The organism is Microtetraspora sp. AC03309, from assembly GCF_020826795.1.
In the GTDB taxonomy this organism is placed as follows: Bacteria; Actinomycetota; Actinomycetes; order Streptosporangiales; family Streptosporangiaceae; genus Microtetraspora; species Microtetraspora glauca.
The window spans coordinates 54,081-71,459 of the sequence record NZ_JADDIL010000012.1; the positions used below are offsets into that span (position 1 = coordinate 54,081).

General features: G+C 70.2%; 14 protein-coding genes. 8 read left to right on the forward strand and 6 right to left on the reverse strand.

The window, feature by feature from the left end:
- Positions 1–103: 103 nt before the first annotated feature.
- The gene (locus IMZ11_RS09015; protein ID WP_228639490.1) at positions 104–628 is read right to left on the reverse strand and encodes an SRPBCC family protein; all 525 of its coding nucleotides are present in this window, start codon (positions 626–628) and stop codon (positions 104–106) included.
- Between the two features lie 547 nt (positions 629–1,175).
- On the opposite strand from IMZ11_RS09015, the gene IMZ11_RS09020 reads away from it, so the two are divergent.
- Positions 1,176–2,528: a hypothetical protein gene (locus IMZ11_RS09020; RefSeq protein WP_228639492.1), complete on the forward strand. Its 1,353-nt coding sequence runs from the start codon at positions 1,176–1,178 to the stop codon at positions 2,526–2,528.
- 207 nt (positions 2,529–2,735) lie between these two features.
- Complete coding sequence (locus tag IMZ11_RS09025) at positions 2,736–3,578, forward strand: pentapeptide repeat-containing protein (RefSeq protein WP_228639494.1); 843 nt, start codon at positions 2,736–2,738, stop codon at positions 3,576–3,578.
- A gap of 52 nt (positions 3,579–3,630) precedes the next feature.
- Here the strand turns inward: IMZ11_RS09025 and IMZ11_RS09030 are convergent, their stop codons facing one another.
- Both IMZ11_RS09030 and IMZ11_RS09035 read right to left on the reverse strand, forming a co-directional pair.
- Positions 3,631–4,404 (reverse strand): SDR family NAD(P)-dependent oxidoreductase, encoded by a 774-nt coding sequence (locus tag IMZ11_RS09030; RefSeq protein ID WP_228639496.1) that lies wholly within the window; start codon positions 4,402–4,404, stop codon positions 3,631–3,633.
- Between the two features lie 108 nt (positions 4,405–4,512).
- Entirely contained in the window at positions 4,513–5,016 is a 504-nt protein-coding gene (locus IMZ11_RS09035) for a MarR family winged helix-turn-helix transcriptional regulator (protein WP_228639498.1), read from the reverse strand.
- Positions 5,017–5,143: 127 nt separating this feature from the next.
- Between IMZ11_RS09035 and IMZ11_RS09040 the strand changes: the two genes are divergently transcribed.
- The 5 genes from IMZ11_RS09040 to IMZ11_RS09060 all read left to right on the forward strand — a co-directional run bounded on the left by IMZ11_RS09040 (position 5,144) and on the right by IMZ11_RS09060 (position 13,135).
- Positions 5,144–8,395, forward strand: coding sequence for an efflux RND transporter permease subunit (locus tag IMZ11_RS09040; protein WP_228639500.1), 3,252 nt, complete (start codon positions 5,144–5,146; stop codon positions 8,393–8,395).
- Positions 8,396–8,539: 144 nt separating this feature from the next.
- Positions 8,540–9,967 carry an adenylosuccinate lyase gene (gene purB / locus IMZ11_RS09045; RefSeq protein WP_061254725.1) on the forward strand — a complete coding sequence of 476 codons (1,428 nt, stop codon included), beginning with the start codon at positions 8,540–8,542 and terminating at the stop codon, positions 9,965–9,967.
- Positions 9,964–10,854 carry a GNAT family N-acetyltransferase gene (locus IMZ11_RS46135; RefSeq protein ID WP_228639502.1) on the forward strand — a complete coding sequence of 297 codons (891 nt, stop codon included), beginning with the start codon at positions 9,964–9,966 and terminating at the stop codon, positions 10,852–10,854. The genes purB and IMZ11_RS46135 overlap by 4 nt, the downstream gene beginning before the upstream one ends.
- Before the next feature lie 243 nt (positions 10,855–11,097).
- Positions 11,098–11,724 (forward strand): helix-turn-helix domain-containing protein, encoded by a 627-nt coding sequence (locus tag IMZ11_RS09055; RefSeq protein WP_228639504.1) that lies wholly within the window; start codon positions 11,098–11,100, stop codon positions 11,722–11,724.
- The gene (locus IMZ11_RS09060; protein WP_228639506.1) at positions 11,714–13,135 is read left to right on the forward strand and encodes a pyridoxal-dependent decarboxylase; all 1,422 of its coding nucleotides are present in this window, start codon (positions 11,714–11,716) and stop codon (positions 13,133–13,135) included. The genes IMZ11_RS09055 and IMZ11_RS09060 overlap by 11 nt, the downstream gene beginning before the upstream one ends.
- Before the next feature lie 130 nt (positions 13,136–13,265).
- On the opposite strand, the gene IMZ11_RS09065 is transcribed toward IMZ11_RS09060, so the two are convergent.
- The 3 genes from IMZ11_RS09065 to IMZ11_RS09075 form a co-directional block, all read right to left on the reverse strand.
- Complete coding sequence (locus IMZ11_RS09065; RefSeq protein WP_228639508.1) at positions 13,266–13,985, reverse strand: HAD family hydrolase; 720 nt, start codon at positions 13,983–13,985, stop codon at positions 13,266–13,268.
- Positions 13,986–14,122: 137 nt separating this feature from the next.
- Positions 14,123–15,754, reverse strand: coding sequence for an FAD-binding protein (locus IMZ11_RS09070; RefSeq protein ID WP_228639510.1), 1,632 nt, complete (start codon positions 15,752–15,754; stop codon positions 14,123–14,125).
- 37 nt (positions 15,755–15,791) lie between these two features.
- Positions 15,792–16,550 (reverse strand): SDR family NAD(P)-dependent oxidoreductase, encoded by a 759-nt coding sequence (locus IMZ11_RS09075; protein WP_228639512.1) that lies wholly within the window; start codon positions 16,548–16,550, stop codon positions 15,792–15,794.
- 158 nt (positions 16,551–16,708) lie between these two features.
- Here IMZ11_RS09075 and IMZ11_RS09080 point away from each other — a divergent pair, with 158 nt between their 5' ends.
- Complete coding sequence (locus IMZ11_RS09080; protein ID WP_228639514.1) at positions 16,709–17,299, forward strand: TetR/AcrR family transcriptional regulator; 591 nt, start codon at positions 16,709–16,711, stop codon at positions 17,297–17,299.
- The last annotated feature ends 80 nt before the right edge of the window (positions 17,300–17,379 follow it).

A 17,379-nucleotide genomic window follows, 5' to 3' on the forward strand; every position in this document is an offset into this window, starting at 1 on the left:
GACCGACTCCGGGCGTCCAGGCGGACGACCTTGCCAGCACCCATTCAGGCTCGTTCGCGACCACTGCGCTCCCGCCCGGAGCAGGCCGTACCGGGCGGGGGAGTCAGCGCGACCTGTAGTAGCCGTGCAGGACCTCCCAGCGCGTGCGCGGCCAGTTGGGCCAGTCGACGACGCGCCCCTCGAGGGAGTCGGCCAGGAAGTCCAGATGGGCGTGCCAGCCGGCCAGGATCTTGGTGAGCTGGTCGCCGTAGTCACCGATCGCGTTGAAGACGAGCAGGCAGCCGCTGCCGTCTCCCTCCAGCTCCCAGCGGAGCGTTCCGTGGACGTCGGTGTCGAGCTGGAGGACGTGCGGGGGCTTGAAGTCGCTGATCACTCCGTGGGCGAGGGGCTGCGCGGTCTGCTTGCCGTGCTCGTCCGTCCCGAGCCAGCGAAGCGTGACGCGGCCTCCGGGACGTAGCTCGATCTCGACTTCCGCGAGCCATTCGATGAGGTGCTTGGGCTCGCTGATGGCGCGCCAGACACGCTCGACAGGGTGGGGGAGGCGGCGCTCGAAGTACAGCGTGCAGGTGTCGCCGGTGGTGGACACACTGCCGTAGTCGGTCATGGTGATCCCTCCCGTGTTCCTCATCAGGCTAACTCCCATGGTCTGCGGTCCGGTGCGCGGTGCGGCGGAGGTGATGCGGGAGGTCCGTGTGGCCATCCCCCGGCCGAATCGGAGTTATGAATCTACATTGTAAAGGCGGCCGGTTGTTGGAAGATCAACTTTCCCGGCCGAACAAAAACAAACCCATCCAAGCCCTGCGGGAGCTGGTCACGGATGGCGAGGCTGAGGGTTCCCGGCGAATTGCCTTCAAGGGCTGAAGCACACTCCGAATGGAAATCAGCGGTAGCCGCTGACCCGGATCATGGTCCGGGTGTGGCCGCAAGGAAGTCGGCGATCCTGCCGGGCATGTCGAGGGTGACCGGCAGCTCCGGTGGACCGGGGTGCTCTCCTGGCCGGTGGCGGTGTGCTCGGGCATCAGGTCGGCGACGGCCGTACGGAGTTCGCCCGCGTCGCCGACCGGCCACCTGCTGCGAGAGCACGAAGATCCTCAGATCAGGAGCCTATCGGGCCATATCCACCCGATTTTCGGCGAGTTCTACGGCGACCTCTCTCCCTCTGACAGACTGCCTTGGTGATCACGACCGCTGACTTCCATTCCGGGCTTCGGCCCGTGCCAGTGGCCCGGGATACTCTCCACTACCGCCGCTCGGCGACCGAGGCACTACGTGAGCTGGCCGAGGCCCGTACGGTGGCGGAGCTGCTGGAGCTGTCGCACGCGATGTGGTGCGGCCCGGTGTGCGCAGGCACCAGCGGGTGCGGCTACCTGCACTACCCCAGACGCGCACCCAGGCCGGGAATTCCCCGGTCGAGGAGGTCCCCGTACAACAAGGACACCGCCGACCTGTTCTTCCTGATGGGCGGCGAGGGCTATGCGGCGGGTACGGCGAAGACCCACGAGTGGAACCTGTGGCCCGTCCTGCGGGAGGCCGCCGCCCAGGCGGACGCCGGCGAAGGCGCCCGTATCGACTACACGGACTGGGGGCGCAAGAACGACACGACGGCCGCCGACATCGCGATGTACACCTGCCGGGATACCCTCCAGTGGGCGGCCAACTGGTGTGGCGAGCGGTATGCGGATCAGCCGGCATTCCTCCACTATGTCGGAGTGTCAACGGTCTGCGACGACCTGTGCATCCCGCCGCTGGACCTGGTCCAGGGCCGGTTCAGGATGTACGGCCGCACGGTCGGCGACATCATCTCCGCGCTGGACGACCAGGGGTGGGGGCACGACGCCGTGCACGCTCTGCTCGCGCTCGTCCGCCAGTACCTGTTCCAGTACGCGGAGAAGCTCGACTTCGTGTCCGGCCGTGAGCGCTCCAGCCTGCACTCGCGCCTCAACGACTCGGCCGGAGTCTGGGACGCGGTCGTCTACCACACGTACTCTGGCAACCCCTACGGCTGCTTGCTCGGGGTCGCCCGCCTGTGGGACGCGGGTCCCTGCTCGAACACCTGGCTCACGGACGCGGCCATCTGCGATGGGATCTCCATGGACCTGTGCAAGTCCGCCATGGGCATCTACCAGCTGGACCTCTACCAGCCCACTGCCGACGAGAACCGCGCACAACAGCGGCAGACGGCCTACCAGTCGGTCTATCTCGACCTCATCGACGACCTCGTGGCCGGCGGCGCCCCCGACGCCTTGGTGCACTACGCGCATGCGGGCTTCCTGTTCGTGCAGACCCAGGAGCGCTACCACGAGCGCCGGATCGGCCACCGCATCCCCCTGCGGCCGGCCCTCATCGCGCACCTGAGCAACATCTTCGGCGACGAGCCCGTGGACCCCTTCGTCGAACAGCGCTTCCAGGCACAGCGAACCTCCCGCACCCCACGCGTGACCACCGCGTTTCCGACCGGCCCGACCGGGCTGGGCACCTCCGCAGCCCGGCTCACCGCTCACGTGGCCGACCAGCCTTCTGGTCGGTGAAGCTCAGTCTTGCCCGTCGGCGAGCTGCGCGTGTTGTCCGACGGCGGGTAGCTCGCGCGGGTTACCTGCGGCTACCCGCGGCCACTGCCCTCGTTCACGCTTTACTTCGTCCGCATCCGGTCGGCGACAATGGTGTGTCGTAGAGTGCGGCGAAATGCCCGGTGCTCACCCCCGACTCACCCCTTGTACGGCAGGAGATCACGCACGTTGTCCCAGAAGAGCCAAGCCCCTTCCGCTGAGAGCGACCGTCTCGGTCTGCGCGCCGACTGTGCGAACTGCTTCGGGCTGTGCTGTGTCGCCTTGCCCTTCGCCGCGTCGGCCGATTTCGCGGTCGACAAGGACGCGGGGCAGCCGTGCGCGAACCTGCGGGCGGACTTCCGCTGCGGGATCCACGCGAATCTCCGTGAGCGTGGGTTTCCCGGGTGCACCGTCTTCGACTGCCTGGGCGCGGGACAGAAGGTCTCCCAGATCACCTTCGGCGGTCAGAGCTGGCGACAGGCACCCCACACAGCGCGGCGGATGTTCGACGTGTTCGCCGTCATGCGGCAGCTCCACGAACTGCTGTGGTATCTGGCCGAGGCGCTGTCCCTGCCTGCCGCCCGCTCCATTCATCCCGATCTCCGCCGCGCGCTGGACGAGGTGGACGGTCTCACGCGCGGCAGCGCCGAAGCGCTCGCGGAGGTGGACGTCGCTGGGGTGCGGCAGGACGTCAACGGTCTTCTACTGCGCGCCGGCGAACTGGTGCGGGCCGGCGTCCCCGGCCGCAAGAAGAACCACAGAGGGGCCGACCTCATCGGGGCCAGGCTCAAGGGCGCCGACCTGCGGGGGGCCAATCTCCGTGGGGCCTATCTCATCGCGGCCGACCTCAGGAACGCCGACCTGAGGTGGGCTGACCTGATCGGGGTGGACTTCCGCGACGCCGACCTGAGCGGCGCCGATCTCACGGGCAGCATCTTCCTCACCCAGTCCCAGGTCAACGCGGCCAAGGGGAATGCCGCCACCATGCTGCCGCCGGCGCTCAGTCGTCCGGCGCATTGGACCGCCGGTTGACCCGACTGCGTGGCGGCGTGGTCAGAGGGAGGTCGCCGGGTGAGCTGCGACGTCAGTGAACGCTGAATCCGCCGTCGACGCAGATGTTCTGGCCGGTGACGTAGGCCGAGGCGTCGCCGGCGAGGAAGGCGGCGATGCCGGCGAAGTCGGCGGGTAGCCCGTTGCGGCCGGTCATGGAGCGGGCGGCGAGTGCCTCGACGCGTCCGGGGATGGCCTGGGCGGGGGCGGTGAGCGGGGTGAGCACGAATCCGGGGATGATCGTGTTGCTGGTGACGCCGTTCTTGGACCACGCCTCGGCCTGCGACCGGGTGAGGCCGCAGACGGCGGCTTTGGAGGCTCCGTAGGCTCCGCTGTCGCCGAAGGCGCTGATCGACTGCTGGGAGCCGACGTTGATGATGCGTCCCCAGCCCCGGGCGGCCATGCGGGGGCCGAAGTGCTGGCCGAGCAGGTACGGCGCGGTGAGATTGACCGCGATCGTCTGGTCGTAGTCGTCGGGGGTGAGCTCGGCCATCGGGTGGCGGATGTTGTTGCCGGCGTCGTTGACGAGGATGTCGATGTCGCCGAAGATCTCCGGGGCTTCGGCGCAGACGCGCGCGACGGCGGCGCGGTCGCCGAGGTCGGCGCTGATCGCCGCGGCGCGTACGCCGTGCTCTTCGAGGTCGCGTACGGCTGCCGCGAGCTCCGCTTCGCGGCGGGCGACGATGACGACGGCTGCGCCGGCGCGGCCGATGGCCTCGGCCATGGCCCGGCCGATGCCCGAGCTGCCACCCGTGATCAGGGCGGTGCGGCCACGGAGGGAGAACAGTCCCTCGATATAGGACGACATAGCGGATCATCCTATCTTTCCTTGGTCATGGAAAGGCAGGGGGCAGCGGCGAATCGTCCGTGCGCGCGGGGTCGTACGCGGGAGGCGCCGGCTCTCGGGTGGCGTGGTTCAGGGCGCGGGGTGCGTGTTCCCGGCGAGCATGTCGTCGGCCGCCTGCTGGACCTTGACCATCACCTTCTCGAGGGTGTGGAGGGTCTCGGTGTCCAGCCGGCCGAGTAGGCGCGTGTAGTTGGACGTCCCGGCGTCGATGAGCTCCTCGGCGAGGAGGCGGCCGCGGGTGGTGAGCTCGACGAGGCGTACGCGTCGGTCGGTGGGGTCCTCGCGGCGGCTCACGAGGCCCTGCGCGACGAGGCGGTCCACGATCCCGGTGACGGTGCCGAGGCCGGTGCCGAGCGCTCTGGCGAGGTGCTGGCCGGAGGAGGCGTCGCGGAAGAAGAGCATCACGACGACCTTGAGCTGCTGCATGGTGAGGCTGGAGGCGAGCAGCGGGGTGGAGCGGTCGTGGGCGAGGAAGCGGCCGAGTGTCCGCTGGAGCTGCACGAGCCGGTCGATCAGCGCGCACCGCTCGTCGCGCTCGCCGCCCGGCTGTCCTGTCGCCTCGTTGTCGCCCACGTTCACCCCTCGCGTCGGCGAGTCAGTTTACCAGTCATTAATTCGAAGGCGAATTATTCGCATGAGGCGAAGTGTTAGGGTGGGGCGAATCCTTTCTCCCTGATCATCCGTGAAGGAGCTTCGCCAGATGACCTTCCTGGCTCGCCTGAGCCTGGGCAACCGCACTCTCGTCATGATGATCGCGGTCGTGCTCAGCGCGCTGGGCGCCTTCGCGATTCCCTCTCTCAAGCAGCAACTGTTCCCGTCCCTGAGCTTCCCAGGGGCGTTCGTGGTGGCGGCCTACCCCGGCGCGTCGCCCGAGATCGTCGAGGAACAGGTCACCAAGCCGATCGAGAACAGCTTCCAGGGCATCGCGGGCGCCACCGACATCACCTCAACGTCCAAGGAGGGCCTGGCGCAGATTCAGGTCGCGTTCGAGTATGGCACCGACATCGACGCCGCCGTCGGCAAGATGCAGCAGGCCGTGGGGCGCATCGGCGCGCGGCTTCCCTCGGGCGTCGATCCGCAGGTGATCGCCGGCAACACCGACGACATCCCGGTGATGGTGATCGCCGTGGGTGACGTGGGCGACCAGTACACGATGTTCGACCGGCTCGAGCGGATCATGGTGCCGAAGCTTCAGGGCATCGACGGTGTCCGGGAGGCGACCGTCTCCGGGGCGCGGGAGAAGCAGGTCGTCATCACGCCCGACCAGGTCAAGCTCGCGATGCGCGGCCTGTCGGCCGCCTCGATCCCCGAACTGCTGCGCGCGAACGGGGTGGCTATCCCGGCGGGCGGTGTCACGGAGAAGGACCGCACGCTGACCGTGCAGGTCGGTGACCGCATCGAGACGGTCGACGACCTGAAGAACCTCTACCTCGCCCCCGCCGCCCCCGCGGGTGCCGCCACGGGCGGCGCCGGAGCGACCGGCCGTACCGGAGGCGCCGGCGGTGTCTCCGGTGCCACGGGCGCGGGCGGGCAGATCCCCGGCCGCACGCAGGGCGCGGCCAAGCCGACGCAGCCCAAGCCGGTCAAGCTGGGCGACGTCGCCGACATCACGGTCAAGGACACCGACGCGTCCACGCTGACCCGGACCAATGGGAAGCCCAGCCTCGGCGTGTCGATCACGATGAAGCCGGACGGCAACGCGGTACGGATCTCCCATGACGTGCGGGCCGCGCTGCCGGAGCTGACCCGATCGGTCGGGGACGCCTCGGAGCTGACGGTCGTGTTCGACCAGGCGCCGTACGTGGAGCGGTCGATCGAGGACCTCACCACCGAGGGCCTGCTCGGCCTGGCGTTCGCGGTGCTGGTCATCCTGGTGTTCCTGCTGTCGGTACGGTCGACCATCGTGACGGCGGTGTCGATCCCGCTGTCGGTGGTGATGGCGCTCATCGCGTTGTGGGTGGGCGACTACTCGCTGAACCTGCTGACGCTGGGCGCGTTGACGATCGCGGTCGGCCGGGTCGTGGACGACTCGATCGTGGTACTGGAGAACATCAAGCGGCACCTCGGTTACGGGGAGAACAAGCGACAGGCGATCGTCACCGCGGTGCGCGAGGTGTCGGGGGCGGTGACCGCGTCCACGCTGACGACGGTCGCGGTGTTCCTGCCGATCGCGTTCGTCGGCGGCATGGTGGGCCAGCTGTTCAGCCCGTTCGCGGTGACCGTGACGGTGGCGCTGCTCGCGTCGCTGGTGGTGTCTCTGACCGTGATCCCGGTGCTGGCGTACTGGTTCCTGAAGGCTCCGGTGCTGTCGCCGGCGGAGGCGGAGGCCGTACGGGAGGAGGCGGAGCTGCGGGAGCTGCGCAGCCCGCTCCAGCGGATGTACCTGCCGGTCCTGCGGTTCGCGACCCGGCGCCGGTTGGTCACGCTGGTGATCGGGTTCGTGGTGTTCGCCGGCACGATGGCGCTGGTGCCGAACCTGAAGACGAACTTCCTGGACTCCTCGGGCAACGACTCGATCTCGGTCACGCAGCGCATGCCCGTCGGCACCGCGCTGGCCGTCACGGACGCGGCGGCCAAGAAGGTCGAGACGGTCTTCTCCGAGTTCACGCAGATCGAGTCGTACCAGGTCACGGTGGGCGGCGGCAGCCAGTTCATGGGTGGGCTGGGCGGCAGCGCCGACCGCGCGTCGTACTCGGTGACGGTGGCCGAGGGCGTGGACACGGCGGCGTTCCAGGAGTCGCTGCGCGACCGGCTGAAGGGCCTGTCCGGCGCGGGTGAGATCACCGTCGGCGGTTCGGACGGCGGGTTCAGCTCCGACCAGGTGCAGGTCATCCTGCAGGGTGCGGACACCGGCGAGCTGAAGACGGCGGCGACCGCGGTGGTCGAGGCGATGTCGGGGGTCGCGGGCCTGCGGGAGGTCTCCTCCAACCTGGAGGACAGCGCGCCCCGGATCGAGGTCCACGTGGACCGGGAGAAGGCCGCGGCCAAGGGGCTGACCGAGACGGGTGTCGGCCAGCTCGTCGCGCAGGCGTTCCGTGGCGCGCCGCTGGGGTCGATCAGCCTGGACGGCCGGTCCAGCGACATCGTGCTGCGGATGGGTGACGCTCCGGCGAACCTGGCGGAGATCGAGAAGATCACACTGCCGACCGCCTCCGGTCTGGTCAAGCTGAGTTCGGTGGCGGACGTGGTGCGGGCGGACGGGCCGACCCAGATCACCCGTCTGAACGGTGACCGTACGGCGAGCGTGTCCGGCAAGGCGGACGCGGCGGACCTGGGCGCGATCACGGCGAAGGTGACGGACAAGCTGAAGGGCGTGAAGCTGCCCACGGGCGTGTCGTACAAGATCGGCGGGGCGAGCGCGGACCAGGAGAAGGCGTTCGCGGACCTCGGGCTGGCGATGCTGCTGGCGGTGGCGATCGTCTTCATGATCATGGTGGCGACGTTCCGCAGCTTCGTGCAGCCGCTGATCCTGCTGGTGTCGATCCCGTTCGCGGCGACGGGTGCGATCGGGCTGCTGCTGGTGACCGACACCGCTCTGGGCGTCCCGGCGCTGATCGGCATGCTGATGCTGATCGGCATCGTGGTGACCAACGCGATCGTGCTGATCGACCTGATCAACCAGTACCGCGAGCGGGGGCTGGGGATCGTCGAGGCGGTGCTGGAGGGAGGCCGGCGCAGGTTGCGGCCGATCCTGATGACCGCGATCGCGACGATCTGCGCGCTGACGCCGATGGCGCTGGGCGTGACGGGGTCGGGCGGGTTCATCTCGCAGCCTCTGGCGATCGTGGTGATCGGTGGGTTGATCTCCTCGACGCTGCTGACGCTGGTGCTGGTGCCGACGCTCTACACGATCGTGGAGCGGATGAAGGAGCGGCTGCGCCGTACGCCGAAGGACCGTCCGGAAGCGGACGTGAAGGTGTACGACAAGGACGCGCTCGCGCCGTCGAAGTAGCCGATTCATCCCGGATCCGACGCCGAATCGACGCCGAAAGGGGACGTTGTTCGGGGCGGATCCGGAACGGACGCGGTGCGCGCCGGTTCTCCTGTGGGGGACCGGCGCGAGCCGTACCGGGGGCACTCAATAAACTGAGGCAACGTGAGTGACAAGCCGCGTATCCCCAATGTCCTGGCCGCCCGCTATGCCTCGGCGGAGCTGGCCCGTCTGTGGTCTCCCGAGCACAAGGTGGTGCTGGAACGCCGGTTGTGGCTCGCGGTGCTCAGGGCCCAGGCCGACCTCGGTGTGGAGGTGCCGCCGCAGGCGGTCGCCGACTACGAGAAGGTGGCCGAGCAGGTCGATCTCGCCTCCATCGCCGCGCGGGAGCGGGTCACCCGGCACGACGTGAAGGCCCGGATCGAGGAGTTCAACGCGCTGGCGGGGCACGAGCAGGTGCACAAGGGGATGACCTCGCGTGACCTGACCGAGAACGTCGAGCAATTGCAGATCCGCGACAGCCTGCTGCTGGTGCGGGCGCGGACGGTGGCGTTGCTGTCGCGGTTGTCCCGGCTGGCGGCCGAGAACGCCGAGCTGGTCATGGCCGGGCGTTCGCACAACGTCGCCGCGCAGGCGACCACGCTGGGCAAGCGGTTCGCGACGGCGGCGGACGAGCTGCTGGTGGCGTTCGGGCGGCTCGAGGATCTGATCGAGCGGTATCCGCTGCGCGGGGTGAAGGGTCCGGTCGGTACCGCGCAGGACATGCTGGATCTGCTCGGCACGCCGGAGAAGCTGGCGGATCTGGAGGATCGGGTCGCCGCGCATCTGGGCTTCGCGCGCCGGTTCACCAGCGTGGGGCAGGTGTACCCGCGCTCGCTGGACTACGACGTGGTGTCGGCGCTGGTGCAGCTGGCCGCCGCGCCGTCGTCGCTGGCCAAGACGATCCGGCTGATGGCCGGGCACGAGCTGGTCACGGAGGGCTTCAAGGAGGGCCAGGTCGGTTCCTCGGCGATGCCGCACAAGATGAACACGCGCTCCTGCGAGCGGGTCAACGGCCTGACGGTGATCCTGCGCGGGTACGCGTCGATGGTGGGCGAGCTGGCCGGGGACCAGTGGAACGAGGGCGACGTGTCCTGCTCGGTGGTGCGCCGGGTGGCGCTGCCGGACGCGTTCTTCGCGTTCGACGGCCTGGTGGAGACGATGCTGACCGTGCTGGACGAGTTCGGCGCGTTCCCTGCGGTGATCGAGGCGGAGCTCGATCGGTACCTGCCGTTCCTCGGGACGACCAAGATGCTGATGGCGGCGGTGCGCGCGGGTGTCGGCCGGGAGACGGGGCACGAGCTGATCAAGGAGCACGCGGTGGCGTCGGCGCTGGCGATGCGGTCGCAGGGGTCGGCGAACGCGCTGCTGGACCGGCTCGCCGCCGACGAGCGGTTCCCGCTGGACAGGGAGCGGCTCGACGCGCTGCTGGCCGATCGGATCTCGTTCACGGGTGCGGCGTCGGGGCAGGTGGCGGCGCTCGTCGAGCGAGTGGGTGAGATCACGGCACGCTATCCGGAGGCGGCCGCGTACGCGCCGGGTGCGATCCTGTGACGTCGGCTCCTGAGCCGCCCGCGGTACGGTCCCCGTCTTCGTCTTCGTCGTCGGCGCCGTGGCGGGGTGGGGCGCTCCGGGAGCTGACCACGGTCGCCGAGGTCGTCGACGCGTGCGGGGACGACGATCTGATCGTGTGGGCGGCTCAGGGGATGCGGCCGGGAGTGCGGGCGTGGGCGCTGGGTGACGCGGTGGCGGTGGCCAGTCCGGGTGCGTCCCGCCGTGACCGGCTGGCCGTCGGGGGAAGCGCGGCGTGCGCTCTGCCGCTCGTACGGCATGCGCTGGCCGAGTCGGGGCCGACGTACCGGTTGTTCGGTGACGTCGAGCTGATCATGGAGATGTCGGCGCGGGTCGAGGGGTTGACGGAGGCGGTGCCGTTCTCGTGGATGGTCACCACCTCGCTCGCTCCCGCTGATGCGGCCGGTGGCCGCGAGGGCCGCGGGCGGGAGCCCGAATCCATGCCGGAATCCATGCCGGAATCCATGCCGGAATCCGTGGCGGGGTCGGAGCCGGGATGGCTGGGCCCGGCCGCCGGTCCCGAGGTGGGCGAGTTGCTCGCGCGGGCGAACCCGTCCTCGTACGCGGTGCCGGGCATCGCCCGGGTGTCGCGGTGGGCCGGGGTCCGGGACGCGGCGGAGGCGCTGGTGGCGGTCGCGGCCGACGCGTGGTCCGCGCCCACGGTGGGGCTCCTGGCGGGGGTGGCGACCGCGGAGCGGGCGCGGGGGCGTGGGCTGGCCGAGCGGGTGTGCCGGTTCGTGACGGCGGCGCTGCTGGCCGATCATGGCCGGGCGGCGCTGATGGTGGACGACTGGAACGGGTCCGCCGTCCGGCTGTACGAGCGTCTGGGCTACGCCCGCCGCCGGGTCGCGGCGAACCGGGTCGGCTGAGATCGCCTGGGCGCGTCACGGCAGGCCCTTCCGAAGGAAGCCACGTACGGGAGAAAGGGGCAGTGGTGCCTCTGACCACTTGTGGAGGATTCTGATCGGGTCACCCCTGACCCGAGGGGATCGCGGAACGAACGGACGGTGGTGGCGCGGGTCGCCGTCGGCCTCGTTGCTCGCGTACTTGGTCTTCCCCCTTCCACGGGCAGATCGTCTTCTAAAGCGGAAAGCGATCGCTATAGTGGACGAATGGGTGACGGCAACACGTTTTCCAGTGGTTTGTCCATGGGCGAGCTGGGGGCCAGGATCCGGGCTGAGCGGCGGGCCCAGAGCATGGCGTTGGAGCGGCTCGCCGAGCTGAGCGGGGTCAGCCGAAGCATGGTGTCCGAGGTGGAGCGCGGCGCCAAGACGCCGAGTGTGCTGGTCCTTGACCGGCTGGCGACCGCGCTGGGCACCTCGATCGCCCGGCTTCTGGATGAGCCGGTACGTCCTGATGTCGTGGTCCTGCCCGGCGACCGGCAGCACGTGGTACGGGATCCCTCCGGGTGGGAACGGCGGATTCTGTCCCCTGTCCTGCCGGATGTGGAGTTCGAGTTCATGCGCACCACCCTGGGGCCGGGCGTGGACGCAGGGGAGTTCTCCCCGCATGCGGCGGGGTCGCACGAGTACGTGGCGGTGGAGACCGGGTGTCTGCGCCTGACCGTCGATGGTGTTCCGCACCTCCTGGAGGCAGGGGACGCCGCCTACTTCCCCGGAAACCGCCGGCACGCCTTCGCCAACGATTCCGCCGGTCCGTGCGTGTACTACCTGGCCATGGCGCTGGGCCTTGCAGCCGGCTCCCACGGCCGTCCCCCGCATGGAGGCCATGATGGATGACCTGCGACGAGCGGGCCGGTCGGCGGTGGACCTGGCAGTCGATCACCTGGCCGCCGTGCCCGGTGGACCGGTGTGGCGGCCGGTGGCCGAAGCGGACCGCTCATGGCTCACCCGGCAGCCCCTGCCCGGGGCGGGGCGCCCCTTGGCGGACCTGCTGCACGACGTGCGCGACCGGATCCTGCCCTACCCGATGGGCAACGGGCATCCCCGGTTCTTCGGCTGGGTCAACTCCCCGCCCTCGCCCGCCGGTGTCCTGGTCGCGCCTTTGGCGGCGGCGATGAACCCGAGCTGCGCCGGGGGCGAACACGCCGGTGTCCTGCTGGAGCGTACGGTCGTGCGGTGGCTGGCGGAGCTGGTGGACTTCCCGTACCAACCAGGGGCCGGGCTGCTGGCGAGCGGGGCTTCGGTGGCCACCGTCATCGCGCTGGCCACCGCCCGACAGCGGGCTGTCCGCCGACAGGGCCACAACGTGCGCGAGACGGGTCTGTACGGACAGCGTCCGCTGGCGATCTACGTCTCGGCCGAGGCGCACAGCTGTGTGCGCAAGGCGGTGGAACTCCTCGGTATGGGAAGTCGGTACATCCGCACGGTTCCGGTCGACGGCGCCTACCGCATGGAGACCGGCGCACTGCGCCGTCTGATCACGGCGGACAGGGAGGCGGGTGTGCGACCGTTCTTCGTCGCGGCCAGCGCGGGAACGGTGAACACCGGCACTGTCGACCCTCTGGACGAAGTCGCCGGGATCGCCCGTGAATGCGGGCTGTGGTTCCACATCGACGGCGCCTATGGCGCCCTCGGCATTCTCGCCGAGGGAGCCCGCCACCTCTACGCCGGGCTGGAACGGGCGGATTCCCTCGTTTTGGACCCGCACAAGTGGCTCGGCGTCCCCGTCGACGCCGGCTGCGTCCTCTTCCGCGATCCCGTCGAAGCGCGCGACACCTTCAGCCTCGTGCCGCCCTATCTTCGCGACGACGAGGCCGACGCACTGGGGTGGTTTTCCGAGTACGGCCCCGAACAGACCCGTCCGTTCCGCGCGCTGCGGGTATGGGCCACGATCTCCCACCTCGGGCGCGAGGGAATCGTCCGCCTGGTGGGGCGAACCACCCGGCTCGCGCGCACCCTCGCCGCCATGATCGAAGCCTCCGACGACTTCGACCTGCTCGCGCCTGCCGTCACCTCCGTCATCGCCTTCCGCTACCGGCCCGCCACGCTCGACGCGGCCGCGACAGACGCACTGAACCAGGCCATCCCCGCCGTCGTGCGAGGCCGCGGCCACGCCTTCCTCACCGGTACCCGGCTCTCCGGCACGGCGGCGCTGCGTGCCTGCATCCTCCACCCGGAGACCACCGAAGCCGACCTCACCGCCCTGCTGGACGAAATCCGGACCGTGGTACGGGAGGCCACCGCGTGAGGATCCACCGTGTGGTCGTCGATCTCGGCGGCGTTCTGTTCCGCTTCGACCATGCCCGCCGCCTCCGGCGACTCGGGCCGGTACCCGAACGCGGCGAAGCTCCGGGGCCGCGTCCGTGCCGTCACGGGATTCACGGGCGGCGACGACAGTTGAGCAGCGCGGGGAGTTCCAGGAGCGAGGTGATCCGGGGAGGGCCGCCGGTCGCGTGGTCGTCCCGCTCCTGGGGTGTGCCGTAGCGGTCGAGCCAGACGCCGTGCATGCCCACCGTGGTGGGGCCGATCGCGTCGAGGTCGCGGTTGTCCCCGACGAGGAGGATCTCCTGCGGGCGCAGGCCGAGTTTGGCGGCCGCCGCGAGGTAGCACGCGGCGGTGGGTTTGAAGTTGCCGCCGAGCGCGTCGGGGGTCAGGACGGGGTCGAGGCGGTCCATCAGGCCGATGCGGCGCAGCTTGGCCTCCTGCTGGACCGGTACGCCATTGGTGAGCACGCCGAGCGTCAGGCCGAGCCCGGACAGCGCGTCCATCGCCTGGGCGGCGTCGGGGAAGGCCGCCCAGGCGGCCTCGTAGTGCAGGAGGAAGTCCCCGTACGCCGCGTCGAGGTCGGTGGGGAGGGGCAGGCCGAGGCGCCGGCAGAAGTCCCGGAGCCGCCTGCGGCGCTGCTCGTCGAAGGAACACTCCCCGGCGTGCCAGGAGGGGAGGTGTCTGGCCTCCAGGTCCAGCCAGAGGGCGGGGACCTCTGTCAGCAGTTCGTGCCCGGGCGAGAACGACTCCGTCCAGGCGGTCGCGGCGTAGGCGACCGCCTGGCGGTGGTCGAAAAGTGTCTCGTCGAGGTCGAACAGAATCGCCCTGATCATGACGCCATCCTGGCCAGCCGGTGTTTCGGTTGCATTTCACGCAGGTGAATGCGGTAACCCTCCCATGGAATGGCTCCGGATCGTGTCGAAGGTGCTGCGCGGGGAGGGCCTGATCCGGCAGTACTACGTGGTGGTTCTCAGGCGGGCGTGGCGGCGTGCCGTGCGGCGCGGTAGCCGAAGACGACGGCCGGGCCGATGGTCGAGCCGGGACCGGGGTAGGTGCGGCCCATGACCGAGGCGGTGGTGTTGCCCGCGGCGTACAGGCCGGGGATGACGGTGCCGTCCTCGCGGAGCACGCGGGCGTCGGCGTCGGTCAGTAGGCCGCCCTTGGTGCCCAGGTCACCGGGGTAGAGCCGCAGGGCGCGGAAGGGGCCGCGCTCCAGCGGGCCGAGGTTGGGGTTCGGCTTGACCCTGGGGTCGCCGTAGTAGTTGTCGTAGACGGTCCTGCCGCGCCCGAAGTCGGCGTCGACGCCGGTACGGGCGAAGCCGTTGAACCGTTCGACGGTCGCGGCCAGCCGTGCCGGATCCATGCCGGTGATGTCCGCGAGTTCGTGCAGCGACGCGGCCTCGACCAGGGTGCCGGCGGCCAGCCATTGCTTCTTGCGGCCCACGTAGGCGGTGGACAGGTAGCGGCGGGCGTGCCGGACGTCGGTGACCAGCCACGTCGGCCCCGGCACGGTGTGGGAGAGCATGGCGTGGCCGAAGTCGATGTAGGAGGCCGACTCGTTCGTGAAGCGCTCGCCTGCCGCGTCGACCACGATGGAGAACGGCATGGACCGCTCCGACAGAATGAAGCCGTGGGCGCCGTCGGGGCTGACGGTGCCCGCGCCCCACCAGGCGTCGTCCATGAGTTCCAGCGCGGCCCCGGCCCGGGCGCCGAGGTCGATGGCGGTGCCGAGGTCGCCCTCCGGTGCCGCGGAGTAGCCGGGGATGCCGTGGTGCTTCTGCCGCCACTCCGTGTTACGGGCGAAGCCCCCGGCGGCGAGTACGACGCCGCGCCGCGCGCGTACGCGCATCCGGCGGCCCTTCTTGTCGATCACCGCGCCGACGACGACGCCGTCCTCGATGATCAACTCGACGATCGGCGATGACAACCAGACCGGGGTCTGCTGGGTGCGGACGATGTGCATGAGGGAGCAGCTCAGGGCGCCACCCAGGCCCACCAGCCGCTTGCCGGACGCGAGGCCGCCGACCGTGCGGAAGACGAAGCGGGCGCCGCGGACGAAGCCTCCGGGGGTGGACCAGGCCCGTGCCAGCAGCCACACGTCGTCGGTGGTCACGGGTGCGGGGAGCCCGTCCGCGGCGCGGGCGGTGGCGTACCAGGAGCCGAGCAGTTTGGTGTCGAAGGGCGCCACCTCGACTCCGCGGCCCACCTTGCCGCCGGGGCGGTCGGGATAGTAGTCGGGGTAGTCCTTGGCCCGGGTCCAGCGGACGCCGAGGCGGCCGAGCAGCCGCATCACCGCGGGTCCACTGTCGAGGAAGGCGCGCCTGCGTTCGGGGGAGGAGGCGGGGCCGGCGTCGCCGATGGACGCCTGCATGTACTGCAGGGCCTCCTCGACGGAGTCCGGGACGCCGGCCCGGATCATGAGCGGGTTGACCGGCATCCACAGGCCGCCGCCGGAGACGGCCGTGGTGCCGCCCCACTTCGGGGTGCTCTCCACGACGAGGACGCCGAGCCCGGCGTCGGCGGCGGTGATGGCCGCGGTCAGCCCGGCCGCGCCGGTTCCCGCGATGAGGACGTCGACGTGGGCGTCCCACTGCTCTGTCATCGTGCTGATCCTTCGATCTGGGGGTGTGCGTGACGCGTCAGGCGGCTGACCAGCCGCCGTCGACCGGGATGATGGCGCCGTTGATGAACGAGGCGGCGCCGGAGGCGAGGAAGAGGGCGGCGTCGGCCATCTGCTCGGGTTGGGCCATGCTCTCGCCGAGGGCGAGGACCGGGGCGAGGCGGGCCAGGCCGGTGGGGTCGAAGGAGGCGGCGGATTCCACGATGCCGGTCATGGTGGGGCCGGGGAGGATGGCGTTGCAGCGGATGCCGTCTTTGGCGTATGCCCACGCGACGCTGCGGGTGAGGCCGACGACGCCGTGCTTGGAGGCGGTGTAGGCGGCGCCGGCGGCGCCGCCGCGGATGCCGGCTTCGGAGGCGGTGTTGACGATGGCGCCGGCGCCTTGGGCGAGCATGTGGGGGAGAACGGCGTGAGTGAGCAGGAAAGTGCCGGTGAGGTTGACCCGCAGGACGCGTTCCCATTGCTGGAGGGTGACGTCGGCGGGCAGGGCCATGTCGTCCATGATTCCGGCGTTGTTGCACAGCACGTCGATGCGGCCGTACTCGCCGATGGCCCGCTCGACCAGCGCGGTGACCGCCGCCTCGTCGGAGATGTCTGCGGCGACGGCGATGGCGGCGTCGCCGATCTCGGTGGCGGTCCGATCGGCGCTTTCCGCGTTGATGTCACAGGCCACGACGCGAGCGCCTGCTTTGGCGAAGGCGAGGGCCATGGCCCGGCCGATTCCGGAGCCCGCGCCGGTGATGAGGCTGACGCGGTCGGTGAAGGTGTCGGTGGTCATGCGCTCAGTCCTTTGGGGGGAAGGTGGGCGCCAGGTCCGGTGAGGCCGACTGGCGTCGGAGGCCGTGCTGATCAGGAACGGTGGTTCGTGCGGTCCCGTCGGTCATGTCGCCTCCGCAAACAACCGGACAATATTGTCCGGTTGTTAAAATACCCGCTGTGCCTGCTACGCGTCGACCCAACAGAGGGCCCAGTGCCGCCGCGGAGAACCGTGCGGCGCTGATAGCCGCGGCTCGCGAGGTCTTCGCCGACGCTGGCTACGACGCGCCGCTCAGCTTGGTCGCCCGCAGGGCGGGGGTCGGTCAGGGCAGCCTCTACCGGCACTTTCCCGACCGCGTCAGCCTGGCCCTGGCCGTGTTCGAGGACAGCGTGAACGATCTGGAGGCGCTGGCGGCCGAACCCGGCACCACACTCACCGACCTGCTGGCGCTCATCACCGAGCAGACCATCGCCTCGACCGCGTTCATCGACATGGTCAGCATGGCGCCGATCGACCCTCGCATCCGCGACGTCCACGCCCGTGTGGAGACCCTGCTGGTGGCCCCGCTCTCCAGAGCCCAGCGAGCCGGCGGCATCCGGAGCGACCTCACCAGCGGTGATCTCCTCCTGGCCGTCGGCATGCTCGCCGGGATCCTGGCCAGGACTCCGGCCCCCGCCCGGCGTCGGACCGCCGAACGGGCGTGGGGACTCATCCGCGAAGGGATGACGGCGGCGGGCCGGGCCGGAGGCGAGCCGAGCCGTACGGGCTGACCGGCTCACCTCGCCGCCGTCGTCGGTGCGCGACGCCGACGCCGGTGATCAGGACACGGCGCGGCCACCGCAGCCGGGTG

Bases quoted from the DNA above. Each gene is read 5' to 3' on its own strand.
- IMZ11_RS09015 (WP_228639490.1), bottom strand. From the start codon at position 628: ATGAGGAACACGGGAGGGATCACCATGACCGACTACGGCAGTGTGTCC.
- IMZ11_RS09030 (WP_228639496.1), bottom strand. From the start codon at position 4,404: ATGTCGTCCTATATCGAGGGACTGTTCTCCCTCCGTGGCCGCACCGCC.
- IMZ11_RS09040 (WP_228639500.1), top strand. From the start codon at position 5,144: ATGACCTTCCTGGCTCGCCTGAGCCTGGGCAACCGCACTCTCGTCATG.
- IMZ11_RS09055 (WP_228639504.1), top strand. From the start codon at position 11,098: ATGGGTGACGGCAACACGTTTTCCAGTGGTTTGTCCATGGGCGAGCTG.
- IMZ11_RS09060 (WP_228639506.1), top strand. From the start codon at position 11,714: ATGATGGATGACCTGCGACGAGCGGGCCGGTCGGCGGTGGACCTGGCA.
- IMZ11_RS09065 (WP_228639508.1), bottom strand. From the start codon at position 13,985: ATGATCAGGGCGATTCTGTTCGACCTCGACGAGACACTTTTCGACCAC.
- IMZ11_RS09070 (WP_228639510.1), bottom strand. From the start codon at position 15,754: ATGACAGAGCAGTGGGACGCCCACGTCGACGTCCTCATCGCGGGAACC.
- IMZ11_RS09075 (WP_228639512.1), bottom strand. From the start codon at position 16,550: ATGACCACCGACACCTTCACCGACCGCGTCAGCCTCATCACCGGCGCG.